This window comes from Halosimplex rarum, from assembly GCF_047715405.1.
Classification (GTDB): domain Archaea; phylum Halobacteriota; class Halobacteria; order Halobacteriales; family Haloarculaceae; genus Halosimplex; species Halosimplex rarum.
In genome coordinates this window covers 159,017-170,772 of record NZ_CP180412.1, presented here as the reverse complement: position 1 = coordinate 170,772, position 11,756 = coordinate 159,017, and the positions used below count along the sequence as shown (strand labels likewise).

13 protein-coding genes are annotated in these 11,756 nt (G+C 70.4%); 9 read left to right on the top strand and 4 right to left on the bottom strand.

The features are described 5' to 3' along the window. The first annotated feature begins 128 nt into the window (after positions 1-128). The 4 genes from ACMGFH_RS00755 to ACMGFH_RS00740 all read left to right on the top strand — a co-directional run bounded on the left by ACMGFH_RS00755 (position 129) and on the right by ACMGFH_RS00740 (position 3,668). On the top strand, positions 129-359 hold the full coding sequence (locus ACMGFH_RS00755; RefSeq protein ID WP_415380867.1) for an Rdx family protein: 231 nt from the start codon (positions 129-131) through the stop codon (positions 357-359). A gap of 93 nt (positions 360-452) precedes the next feature. Further along, on the top strand, positions 453-1,628 hold the full coding sequence (locus ACMGFH_RS00750; protein WP_415380866.1) for a polymer-forming cytoskeletal protein: 1,176 nt from the start codon (positions 453-455) through the stop codon (positions 1,626-1,628). Positions 1,629-1,938: 310 nt separating this feature from the next. Beyond that, positions 1,939-2,880 carry an ABC transporter ATP-binding protein gene (locus ACMGFH_RS00745; RefSeq protein WP_415380865.1) on the top strand — a complete coding sequence of 314 codons (942 nt, stop codon included), beginning with the start codon at positions 1,939-1,941 and terminating at the stop codon, positions 2,878-2,880. Beyond that, positions 2,877-3,668: an ABC transporter permease gene (locus ACMGFH_RS00740; RefSeq protein WP_415380864.1), complete on the top strand. Its 792-nt coding sequence runs from the start codon at positions 2,877-2,879 to the stop codon at positions 3,666-3,668. The genes ACMGFH_RS00745 and ACMGFH_RS00740 overlap by 4 nt, the downstream gene beginning before the upstream one ends. Before the next feature lie 342 nt (positions 3,669-4,010). Here ACMGFH_RS00740 and ACMGFH_RS00735 read toward each other — a convergent pair whose 3' ends face one another. Further along, a complete protein-coding gene (locus tag ACMGFH_RS00735; RefSeq protein ID WP_415380863.1) occupies positions 4,011-4,670 on the bottom strand; it encodes a DUF420 domain-containing protein in 660 nt (219 codons plus the stop codon). A gap of 128 nt (positions 4,671-4,798) precedes the next feature. Between ACMGFH_RS00735 and ACMGFH_RS00730 the strand changes: the two genes are divergently transcribed. From ACMGFH_RS00730 to ACMGFH_RS00710, 5 genes are all read left to right on the top strand, one after another. After that, on the top strand, positions 4,799-5,218 hold the full coding sequence (locus tag ACMGFH_RS00730) for a cobalamin B12-binding domain-containing protein (RefSeq protein ID WP_415380862.1): 420 nt from the start codon (positions 4,799-4,801) through the stop codon (positions 5,216-5,218). After that, positions 5,215-6,387 (top strand): methylmalonyl Co-A mutase-associated GTPase MeaB, encoded by a 1,173-nt coding sequence (gene meaB, locus ACMGFH_RS00725; RefSeq protein ID WP_415380861.1) that lies wholly within the window; start codon positions 5,215-5,217, stop codon positions 6,385-6,387. Before ACMGFH_RS00730 ends, meaB begins: the two co-directional genes overlap by 4 nt. 114 nt (positions 6,388-6,501) lie before the next feature. After that, complete coding sequence (locus ACMGFH_RS00720) at positions 6,502-7,455, top strand: alpha/beta fold hydrolase (protein WP_415380860.1); 954 nt, start codon at positions 6,502-6,504, stop codon at positions 7,453-7,455. Positions 7,456-7,584: 129 nt separating this feature from the next. Continuing rightward, positions 7,585-9,399, top strand: a complete 1,815-nt coding sequence (locus ACMGFH_RS00715; protein ID WP_415380859.1) for a rhamnogalacturonan lyase — start codon at positions 7,585-7,587, stop codon at positions 9,397-9,399. A gap of 46 nt (positions 9,400-9,445) precedes the next feature. Further along, positions 9,446-9,664 (top strand): hypothetical protein, encoded by a 219-nt coding sequence (locus tag ACMGFH_RS00710; RefSeq protein ID WP_415380858.1) that lies wholly within the window; start codon positions 9,446-9,448, stop codon positions 9,662-9,664. Between the two features lies 1 nt (position 9,665). Here the strand turns inward: ACMGFH_RS00710 and ACMGFH_RS00705 are convergent, their stop codons facing one another. The 3 genes from ACMGFH_RS00705 to ACMGFH_RS00695 all read right to left on the bottom strand — a co-directional run bounded on the left by ACMGFH_RS00705 (position 9,666) and on the right by ACMGFH_RS00695 (position 11,625). Then, positions 9,666-10,004 carry a DsrE family protein gene (locus ACMGFH_RS00705; RefSeq protein ID WP_415380857.1) on the bottom strand — a complete coding sequence of 113 codons (339 nt, stop codon included), beginning with the start codon at positions 10,002-10,004 and terminating at the stop codon, positions 9,666-9,668. Between the two features lie 71 nt (positions 10,005-10,075). Further along, complete coding sequence (locus tag ACMGFH_RS00700) at positions 10,076-10,462, bottom strand: Zn-ribbon domain-containing OB-fold protein (RefSeq protein ID WP_415380856.1); 387 nt, start codon at positions 10,460-10,462, stop codon at positions 10,076-10,078. Next, positions 10,459-11,625, bottom strand: a complete 1,167-nt coding sequence (locus ACMGFH_RS00695) for a thiolase domain-containing protein (RefSeq protein ID WP_415380855.1) — start codon at positions 11,623-11,625, stop codon at positions 10,459-10,461. The genes ACMGFH_RS00700 and ACMGFH_RS00695 overlap by 4 nt, the downstream gene beginning before the upstream one ends. Between the last annotated feature and the right edge of the window lie 131 nt (positions 11,626-11,756).

Sequence of the window (11,756 nt, the reverse complement as noted above, 5' to 3'; positions counted from 1 at the left end):
GGCGCGGTACAGTCCTCACGGCCGGCGAGCTCGCGTTGCTCGCAGCCGTCTCCGTCGCTCCGGTTGACGACCGACGCCGGCGTCCGAAGCCAGACACGCTTATCGGCGCTCGCGACGGAGAGACAGTTATGACAGCAGTCACGCTGACGTACTGCGTCCCCTGCGGGTTCAGGGAGCGCGCGCTCGACACCCAGGAAGCGGTCCTCACGAGCCTCGAATCGGAGATCGACCGCTTCGAACTCGTAATGGGCGACCACGGCGTCTTCCGCGTCGAGGTCGGCGACGAGATCGTCTTCGACAAGGAGGTCGACGACTTCGACATCGACGGCATCGTCCGCGACGTGCGGGAACAGCTCTGATTGCCGAAACTTCACTTAAATCTTTCTCCGACTTGTCGGGCCGGAAAGTCGCGTTCGGTACTTACCGGGAACGGGTCCGTCGGTCGAACTGCAATGGCCCCTCTCACGCCAGACGCCCGCACGTCGCGGGTCATCGTACTCGTGTGTAGCCTCGTCGTCGCGCTCGCGTTCCTCCCGGGCGCGGCGGTCGCAGCGCCCCAGGACGCCGACAGGGTCGTCGGCCCGGACGAGACCGTCTCCGGCGACCTGACCGTCATGACCGGGGACGTCCTCGTCCGCGGGACCGTCGAGGGCGACGTGACGGCCGTCGCCGGATCGGTCGAAGTGGCCGACGGCGGCGAGGTCGACGGCGACGTGACCGCCACCTCCGGGTCGGTCACGGTCGCCGGCACGGTCGGCGGCGACGCGACCGCGGCGGCCGGCTCGGTCGACGTCGTCGACGACGGCCGCGTCGAGGGGAGCGCCAGCGCCGGTGGCGGGTCGGTGAGCGTCGCCGAGGGCGCGACCGTCGAGGAGGACGCGAGCGCCGGTGGCGGCGACATCGACGTCGCCGGCACCGTCGAGGGCGATGTCGCCAGCGGCCAGTCGGTCACCCTCGCCTCGACCGCGGCGGTCGGCGGCGACGTGACCTACCACGAAACGGTCGACCGGGAGGCCGGCGCGACGGTCGACGGGACGGTGACCGAGAAGTCCGGTTCGAGCTGGCACGTCGGCGATGTCGAGGTCGGCCTCGTCCTCGGCGAGGAACTCGACACCGCCCTCTCGCCGCTACTCGGCGTCTACTGGACGCTGCTGTCCCTGCTGGTCGGCGCGCTCCTGATCGGGCTGTTCCCCGAGTTCTCGGCGGAGCTGGTCGAGACGGCGACCGCCGACCCCGCGCGGACCGGCGCGGCCGGGCTGGCGGCGCTGTTCGCCGTTCCGGTCCTGCTGGTCGCGGTGTCGCTGACGATCATCGGCATCCCGCTGGCGCTGGCCGGCGGCGCCCTCTTCGGGCTGGCCGTCTGGGCGGCGATCGTCTACGGCGAGTACCTCGTCGGTCGGTTCGCGCTGACCTCCGCGGGCGTCGACAGCCGCTGGGCGGCGCTCCTCGTCGGCGTCGTCGGCGTCGAAGCGCTCGGCTTCGTCCCGTATCTCGGTGACCTGGTCACGTTCGCCGTCTTCCTCCTCGGACTCGGCGCCGGTGCGCTCGTCGTCGCCGCCCGCTGGCGCGGCGACGGCGACGACGGCGTCGAAACGCCGCCCCCCGATCCCGCCCCGCGGACGGCCTGACACCGTCGTCTCTCGGACGGTCTCCCGTGCCGACGCTCGTCCCCACGCCACCCCGCTGGCGCCTTCCCTCCGCTCCCGCTGACGCCTTCCCTCCGCTCCCGCTGACGCCTTCCCTCCGCTCCCGCTGACGCCTTCCCTCCGCTCCCACTGACGCCTTCCCTCCACGGACGCCGACGCCCCGGCACCACCCCGCTGACGCTCGCTTCGGTCCTCCGCCGACGCGCCCTCCGGTGTCATACTGTCTCCCGTTTCCGCCGCTCGCCGCCGGCGAACCGAACCGCCTTTGCGACCTCCAGTGCTCCGTCCGGCTATGACAGCGACGCTCGTCGCCGAGGACGTGCGGCGGACCTACGGCGACACGGTCGCGCTCGACGGCGTCTCGCTCTCGGTCGACGCGGGCGAGGTGTTCGCGCTGGTCGGCCCGAACGGCGCGGGCAAGACCACGCTCGTCCGCGCGCTCACGGGGACGACCGACGCCGAGGGCTCGGTCGCCGTCTTCGACACCGACCCCCGCGAGGTCGACCGCGAACGCATCGGCCTCCTCCCCCAGGCGTTCGACCCGCCCGAGCGACTCACCGCGCGCGAACTCCTCACCTACTACGCCGGTCTCTACGACGACAGCCGGGACGTCGACGCGGTCCTCGCAGACGTGGGACTGACCGACGCCGCCGATACGTGGTACGAGAACCTCTCCGGCGGCCAGCAGCGTCGGACCTGCGTCGGCGCGTCGCTGGTCAACGACCCCGATCTGCTCTTCCTCGACGAACCGACGACCGGCATCGACCCCGCGGGCCGCCGGTCGCTGTGGGACCTCCTCGAATCGCTCGCCGCGGGCGGGACGACCATCTTCCTGACCACCCACGACATGGCCGAGGCCCACCGGCTGGCCGACCGCGTCGGCCTGCTCGCCGACGGACGCCTCGTCGCCGTGGACGAACCCGACGCGCTCGTCGCGGAGTACGGCGGCGAGAGCCGACTCGTCGTCGAGACCGACGCCGACCCCGCGGCGCTCGACCTGTCCTATCCGGTCGAGCGCTCGGGCGACGCGCTGGTCGTCTCGGACGTCCCGCCCGAGGCCATCGGCGACGTGGTCGACGCGCTCGACGCCGCGGGGGCGAGCTACGACGCCTTCTCCTGGAGCGAACCCGACCTCGAAGACGTCTACCTCCGCCTCGCCGGCGACAGCGAGGGCGAGTACGGCTACCGAGACAGCGAGCGGGCAGCCGCGACGCCCGCGGAGGGCGAGCGATGACCCGGACCGGACGCGTCGCGGCCTCGGTCCGCGCGGGCTGGCATTCGTTCCTCCGCCGGCGGACGGCCGTCTTCTTCACGTTCTTCTTCCCGCTGCTGATCGTCGTCATCTTCGGCGTCCTCGTGCAGACGCAGCCGACCGCCGGCGGGGGCGGCGGGCTGTTCACCGAGCCCGCGGTCTACTACGTCCCCGGCTACCTCGCCGTGGTCGTCCTGTTCACGCCGCTCTCGCGCGTCGGGAGCGAGGTGGCGCGCCACCGCGACGGCAACCGCTTCGAGAAGCTCGCGACGACGCCGCTGTCGCGGACCGAGTGGCTGCTCGCCCAGACGCTCGTCAACGTCGTCGTCATCGGGCTCGCCGCGCTCATGCTCCTCGCGCTCGTCGTCGGGCTGACCGGGGCCGATATCGCGCTCTCGGTCCCCGTCGTCGGACTGCTGGTCGGCTACGTCGTCCTCGGGGTGACGCTGTTCTGCGGGATCGGCGCGCTCATCGGCTCGCTGGCCGACTCACAGGACGGCGTCATCGCGACGAGCAACACCGTCGCGCTCCCCCTGCTCTTCCTCTCGGAGACGTTCGTCCCGCTGGACATGCTCCCCGCGTGGTTCCGCCCCGCGACCGCGCTGTCGCCGCTCACCTACTTCGCCCGCGGCGTCCGCGCGACGACCGACGGGGGCGAGGTGGTCCCGATCGGCCCGCTCTCGCCGGAACTGGGCTACCTCCTCGTCCTCGCCGCGCTGGCGGTCGTCTTCGTCGCCCTCGGCGCCCGCGCGCTCCCGCGGACGGACTGAACCGCGCCCGACCTCGACGGCGCCCTCCGGAAGCCGTAGTACTGGGGACACGTTCTCGTGGTCCCGGGAGACGTCCCGGCAAGATTCACAGCGGTAGGCGTACCGTTCACGCCCGTAGTCGGGCGCGACCGGCTCCTCCGGGATCGGGAGCCGGCAGAAGTCACAGCGACCGGTCTCCGCTGCGGGCTAGCTTCGTCCGCCGTGGCGGGCCGACCGCCGGGCGGCGTCCGTTCCGGCCGGCGGATCCTCGGCGGACGCGATCGGCTGCCCCGCCCTGTGAATCCGCAACCTGCACTGTGAGAAAAGGAGCGCGACGCGCGTGCCGGCAGCGCCCTACTGCGCTCAGTCGTCGTCGTCGACGCCGCCAGCGACGAACGCCCGGATCGACGGCCCGACGGCGAGCAGCAGCAACGCGGCGTGACCCCGTTTCTCCCACATGTAGACGTGGTTGAGCAGGAGGTAGGTCACGATGCCGAGGAAGAGACTGAGCGACCACGCGGCGACCGCGATCCGGCCGACGCGCGCGTGAGAGGTGTCGCGCAACTCGGACGGGCTGTGGGTCAGCCCGAGCACCACGGCGTGGAGAACGACCGGTACCGCCAGCGCCGAGAGGAGGATGTGGACGGCGAGCATGGCGAGGTAGGCGTAGTAGACGACGCCGGAGGCGAGGATCGACTTCTCGAACCCGCCGCCGACCTTCAGCAGGTACATGACGAGGAAGACGAGGATGAGCGCGAACGCCGTCAGCATCGCCGCCCGGTGTTTCGCCACCTCGCCGCGTTTGATGTACCGGACGCCGATCAGGATCGAGACCAGCGCCAGCGAGTTGACGACGGCGATCGCGTCGCCGAGCAGGATGACGGCGTCGTCGCTGATCGACGGGAACGGCGCGTAGGGCGTGAACGCGCCGATGACGAGCACGTACCCGATAGCCGAGAGCACGGCCGTCACGCGCCGCGGGTTCGCCCGCGCCCGGGACTGGAGGGAGTCGGCGACTGCCATACCGATCCTGTGGACGCCGTCGGTATACCCGCTTCGGAATCGAGGATGCGGGACGCGACCGGCTTTGACCCGCGCACCTCGCAAAAATCACCGCAAACGTGAAACCGGAACCGGACCAACTGACGGCCATGAGCGCAGAGCAGGGACAACGCCAGATCCGCTGTCTCGTCGCCAAGGTCGGCCTCGACGGGCACGACCGCGGCGCGCACGTCATCGCGCGGGCGCTGCGCGACGCGGGCTTCGAGGTCATCTACTCCGGGCTCCACCGCTCGCCCGACGAGGTCGTCCAGGCGGCCGTCCAGGAGGACGTGGACGTTCTCGGCATCTCCATCCTCTCGGGCGCTCACAACACGCTCGTCCCCAAGATCATGAGCGGGCTGGAGGAGTACGGCGCCCGCGAGGACACGCTGGTGCTCGTCGGCGGGATCATCCCGGACGACGACAAGGAGTACCTCTACGACGAGGGCGTCGCCGAGATATTCGGCCCCGGCGCGTCGATGGACGAGATGATCGACTACATCCGGGAGCACTCGCCCGAGCGACGATGACCGAGGGGGGCCCGGACGGCTGTGGAGACGACGCCGAGGCCGCCGACGCCGGGTCAGACGCCGACGTCGATCCCCTCATCGCCGACCTGCTCGACGGGAGGCACCGCGCGCTCGCCCGGACGATCACGAGGATCGAGAACCGCTCGCCGGGCTACCGCGAGCTGGTCTCGCAGCTACACGCCCACACCGGCGACGCCGACGTGATCGGGATCACCGGCAGTCCCGGCGCCGGCAAGTCGACGCTCGTCGACAAGCTCGCGAAGGCCTACCGCGACCGGGGGCTAACGGTGGGCGTCATCGCCATCGACCCGGCCTCGCCGTTCACCGGCGGCGCGGTCCTGGGCGACCGCATCCGCATGGCCTCGAACGTCGGCGACATGGACGTGTTCTTCCGGTCGATGTCCGCCCGCGGCACGCTCGGCGGACTCTCGACGGCGACGACAGACGCCGTGAAAGCGCTCGACGCCTTCGGGAAGGACAAGATACTCGTCGAGACCGTCGGCGCCGGCCAGAACGAGGTCGACATCGTCCGCACCGCGGACACCGTGGCCGTGCTCGTCCCGCCGAGCAGCGGCGACGACGTCCAGATGCTCAAGGCCGGCATCCTGGAGATCGCCGACCTCTTCGTCGTCAACAAGGCCGACCTGGAGGGCGCCGACCGAACCGTGCAGGAACTCCGGGAGATGCTCCAGTTGCGCGACGGCGACGTGCAGGTGGGCGGAGGTCACCACGGCTTCGAGGAGACGACCGTCGACGTCGGAGGCGGGGGCGGGGGCAAGGGCGGAAGCGGAGGCGGGGGCGGGGACTCGGCAGTCGACGGCGCAGCGGTGGACGACGCCGATGCAGTCGAGCCCTGGGACCCGCCGATCGTCGAGACGGTCGCCAACCGGGGCGAGGGGGTCGACGACTTCATCGACGCGCTCGACGCCCACCGCTCGTACCTCGCGGCGTCGGGTCGCCTCGAATCGAAGGCGCGAACGCGCTACGCCGAGGAGATACGGACGCTCCTGCGCGAGGACGTCCGGGGGCTCCTAGCCGAGGAGATCGAGGCGAGAGGCGGCCTCGACGAGCGCGTCGAGGCGGTGCTCCGCCGGGAGACCGACCCCTACACCGTCGCCGAGGAGATACTCGAACCGCTGGCCGACTGCGTCGCCGACCGCCGGGAATGAGAGCGCGGCGCAGCGTCGAGCCGCTACAGCACCGCACCCAGCGCCGCTTCCAGTTCGAGTTCATCCTGTGTGCCGGGCATCACTTATAAGCGGCAGAGGCCCCTACGTCCGGCCATGAAACTGCGGACTCTCGTCGGAGCGACGTTCGGAGCCGTCGGTGCGGCCGCCGTGACCAACCGCGCGCTCGGCCGTCGAGCGGGCGAGCTGGGGCCGCCGCTGCGGGGCAAGTCCGACACCTACCGCTGGCGCGGGTTCGACGTGGCCTACACCGAGGCGGGCGACCCCGACGATCCGGATCTGGTTCTCCTCCACGGCATCAACGCCGCGGCGACGAGCCACGAGTGGCGGGAGGTCTTCGAGGAGCTGGCCGAGGACTACCACGTGATCGCGCCGGATCTGCCGGGATTCGGGCTGTCCGACCGGCCGCCGCTGACCTACTCCGCGTCGCTGTACACGACGTTCGTCCGCGACTTCGTGACCGACACGAGCGACGACGCTGTCCTCGTCGCCTCGTCGCTCACGGGCGCGTACGCCGCCGACGCCGCCCGGGATCTGGACATCTCACGGCTCGTCCTGATCTGCCCGACGGCCGACACCGTTCCCGGGCGACGGGTGTGGCTCCGCTCGCTCGTCCGGGCGCCGGTCGTCGGCCAGGCGATCTACAACGCCATCGGGAGCGAGCGGTCGATCCGCTACTTCCACGACGACCACGGGTACCACGACGTCTCGAATCTCGACGACGAGACCGTCGAGTACGAGTGGCAGACGGCCCATCAGCCGGGCGCGCGCTTCGCGCCCGCCTCGTTCGTCAGCGGCCACCTCGACCCGGATATCGACCTGAGCGAGGTGCTGGGTGACCTGGGCGTCCCCGTCACGCTGGTGTGGGGTCGCGAGAGCGACATGCCGCCGCTGTCGGACGGGCGGACGCTCGCGACGGTCGCCGACGTCGAACTGGTCTCCATCGGCGAGTCGGCGCTGCTCCCCCACGTCGAACACCCGACCGAGTTCCTCCGCGTCGTCCGCGGTGAGGCGACCGAGTATCCCGAGATCACCGAGTCGGACGAGTAGCCGAACTCGTCGCGGACTGTTTTCGACACATCCCGGCCCGGTCCCAGGCGGCGCGAGAACCGCACGTCCTCTCCGCGAGGGGTAGTATCAAGGGCCGACAGCGCGACCGTGGCAGCGAGTGACTCCACCATGAGCCGCGAGATGGAATCGCTGGACAGAGGACTCGTCGCAGTGCCGGTCGAGGACGGCGTGTACGTCCGCTGGCGGCTGTTCGGGACCGACCCCGACGGCGTCGCGTTCGCGCTCTACCGCGACGGCGACCGCGTGACCGACGAGCCGATCACCGGGAGCACGGACTACCGCGACCCAGACGGGACGACCGAGTCGACCTACGCCGTCGCGCCGGTCGTCGACGGCGACGAGGGCGAGCGCTCGAAGTCAGTCGAGGTCTGGGACCAGGAGTATCTGGAGGTCCCGCTGGACAAGCCGGCGGACGTCGAACACCCCGAGGACGGGTCGTCGGTCGGCTACCACGCCAACGACGCGAGCGTCGGCGACCTCACCGGTAACGGCGAGTACGACATCGTCCTCAAGTGGGAACCCTCGAACGCGAAGGACAACGCCCACGAGGGCCACACCAACCAGGTTCTCCTCGACGCGTACGCGCTCGACGGCACCCGCCACTGGCGGATCGAACTCGGACGGAACGTCCGTGCAGGCGCCCACTACACGCAGTTCCTCGTCTACGACTTCGACGGCGACGGGCGGGCCGAACTGGTCTGCCGGACGGCCGACGGGACGGTCGACGCCGCGGGCACCGTCATCGGCGACCCCGACGCCCTGTACCCTGACGAGACCGGGCGGATCATCGAGGGACCGGAGTATCTCACCGTCTTCGACGGCGAGACCGGCGAAGCCCTGGAGACCGTGGACTTCGAGCCGGCTCGCGGGGACATCGCCGACTGGGGCGACGACTACGGCAACCGGGGCGACCGGTACCTCGCCGGCGTCGCCTACCTCGACGGCGAGCACCCGAGCATCGTGCAGGCCCGCGGCTACTACGAGAAGACGATGCTCGCCGCGTTCGACTTCCGCGACGGCGAGTTGACCCACCGCTGGACCTTCGACAGCACCGACCCCGGCAACGAGGCCTACGAGGGTCAGGGCAACCACCAGTTGAGCGTCGCCGACGTCGACGACGACGGAAAGGACGAGATCGTCTACGGCGCCTGCGTCGTCGACCACGACGGCACCGGCCTGTACTCGACGGGCTGGGGCCACGGCGACGCGCTCCACGTCGGTGACTTCGACCCGTCGCGCGACGGCCTGGAGGTGTACCAGGTCCACGAGGAGGCCGACGCCGAGCACGGCGCGTCGATGCGCGAGGCGGGCACGGGCGACCTCATCTGGGGCGAGTACACCGGCACCGACACCGGCCGCGGGATGATCGCGGACATCGATCCGAGCCACCCCGGCGCGGAAGCCTGGGCGCCCGCCGGCGTCGGCCTGTGGACCGCCGACGGCGAGAAGATCGACGACGAGATCCCCCAGTCCTACAACTTCGGGATCTGGTGGACAGGCGACCTGCGACGCGAACTGCTCGACCACGACTGGGACGGCGACGCGGGCATCGGCGTCGGAAAGATCGACCGCTGGGACCACGAGGCCGCGGAACTGGAGACGCTGGTCAGCTTCGACGGCACCCGGTCGAACAACTGGACGAAAGGCAACCCCTGTCTCTCCGCCGATGTCCTCGGCGACTGGCGCGAGGAGGTGATCTGGCGGACCGAGGGCAGCGAGGCGCTGCGGCTGTACGCGACGACCCACGAGACGGACCATCGGATCCCCACGCTGATGCACGACCCGATGTACCGGACGGCGGTCGCCTGGCAGAACGTCGCCTACAACCAGCCGCCGCACCCGAGTTTCTTCCTCGGCGTCGGTATGGACGACCCGCCCGATCGCGACATCGAACTAATCGGCGAAGACGCGACCGGGGCGTAGCCGCCCGGAACAAAACCGCCTTGAGAGCGGCGGACGAACGGAGAGTATGGACCCAGCCGTCGTCTTTCTCGGTGTCGTGTTGATCGGGCTGGGCGTGTTCGCGATCGGGTTCCCGAACTACCTCCGGAGTTTCGTCTCGGCGCGGACGTGGAAGGAAGACCCCGAGCGAGCGGAACGCTACCAGCGGATCTGGGCCTACGGCGTCGGCGTGACCATCGCCGCGCTCGGATTCGTGATGGTCGTGCTCGGATTCGTCACGTCCTGATTCAGGGCCGCATGTAGGCGTATCCATCGTTTTCCAGCCGCGTCACTTCGACCGCGCCCTCCGGGACGGGCTCGGCGTTCCCGAGGAGTTCGGACTCGTCGATGCCCTTCGTCTCCAGTGTGTTGGCGCAGGCTTTGAACGAGGCACCGCCCTCGGCAAGCGATTCGACCTCCTCCGCGAAGCCGCCGTCGCTCGTAAGCGCCACGATACCGCCGGCCTGCGCGACGACGGCGACGTCGTCGATGTCGCCGGACTCGTCTTCGAGGAGGTTCTTCGCGATGGTGAGCGTCGTCTCTTGTTCGCTCTCGTCACCGGAAACGAGGTGGAGTACAGATCGCATGCCCCCGTTCGGGCTCGCGCATGGGAGCGTCTCGTGCTTGCGATAGACGGCCGGAGGTCGGCCGCCCAGCGCTACCGCGGACGGAAGACGATAGCGCGGTCGCCCGTCGTCTGGCGCTCGCCGACCTCGACGCCGACGGGCATCCCGACCTCGATGTCCTCGGGGTCGACGCCGCGGAGCAGCCCGGTCACGCGGACGGGGCCGTAGTCGACGATGGCCGTGACGTACGGCGTGTCGGCGCTGAACTGCGGCGTCGCGACCGACACCGTCGTGTACGTCGCCACCTCGCCGGATTCGGGAAGCGGCGTCTCGGTCAGCTCGCGGCTGCGACAGTCCGGACACACTCGCCGCGGCGGGAGCCAGCCGTGGCCGTTCGCGCACTCCATGTAGTATCCCTCGCCCGACTCGATGGCGTCGAGCAGGTCGTCGTACTGCCCGTCTCTGGCTTTGTCGCTCATTCTTGTACCTCCAGCACGTGAACGGTCGCACTCGCGACGGTGCCGCCGGCGTTGTGGGCGACGCCGACCCGCGCGTCTCCCACGTCGTCGGACCACGAGGACTCGCCCTCGAGAACCTTCGCGATCGAGGCGATCTGCGCGACGCCGGTCGCGCCGACCGGGTGGCCCTTCGCCTTCAGGCCGCCGGAGAGGTTGACCGGCGTCTCGCCGGTGGCGTACGTCTCGCCCTCGCGCGCGGCGGTGATCCCCTCACCGGGTTCGTAGAGGCCCAGCGACTCGATCGCGAGCACCTCGGCGATCGTGAAGCAGTCGTGGACCTCGGCGACGTCCACGTCGTCGGGGCCGACGCCGGCGTCGGCGTACGCCTCGTCGGCCGCCTTGTTCGCGGCCGGCGACTGCGCCAGGTGCTCGCGGTCGTGCAGGGCCATCCGGTCGCCGCCCTGGCCGGTGCCGGTGATCGCGACCGAGGCGTCGAGGTCGTGTTCCTCGGCGTATTCGGCGCTGGTCAGGACGGCCGCGCTGGCGCCGTCGGTGATCGGACAGGCGTCGTAGAGTCCGAGCGGTTCGGCGACCATCGGCGCCCCCAACGCGTCGTCGACCGTGATCTCCTTCCTGAGCTGTGCGTACTCGTTGGGCATCGCGTGGTCGTGGTTCTTCACGGCGACGTGAGCCAGGTCTTCGCGAGTGCCGCCGTACTCCCGGAAGTACGCGCGGGCCATCAGCGCGTAGGCGCCGGGGAAGGTCATCCCGGCGCGGATCTCGTAGAGGTCGTCCGCGGCGATGGAGAGCGCGTCCGTCGCGCCCGCGGTGCCGATGTTGGTCATGCGCTCGCTCCCCCCGACGAGGATCACGTCGGCTTCGCCGCTGCGCAGGTGTTTGACGGCTTCGCGGACCGCGGCGCCGCTGGAGGCGCAGGCGGCCTCGAACCGCGTGGCCGGGACGTCGAGCCCGACGGCTTCGGCCATCAGCGGGGCCTGGTGGCCCTGGTGTTCCGCGAGTTCGCCCATGAAGTTGCCGTAGAACAGGGCCTCGACGTCGGCGGGGTCGACCCCCGAGTCGTCCAGCGCGGCCAGGCCGGCCTCCGCAAACAGGTCCCGACCCGTCCGCTCGGAGTGCTCCCCGAAGGGGGTCAACCCGACGCCGGAAACGCGTGGGTGAGTCATCGACTACTTCTAGGGACCCCAGTCCGTAAAAGGCGCGCGTTCGTCCGTGAACCGATCGCACGATCGGTTCCCGGTCTCGCAGTCTCCGCGACTGTCCGACGCACGGTCGTGGCCTCTCGCTCTCTGGGTCG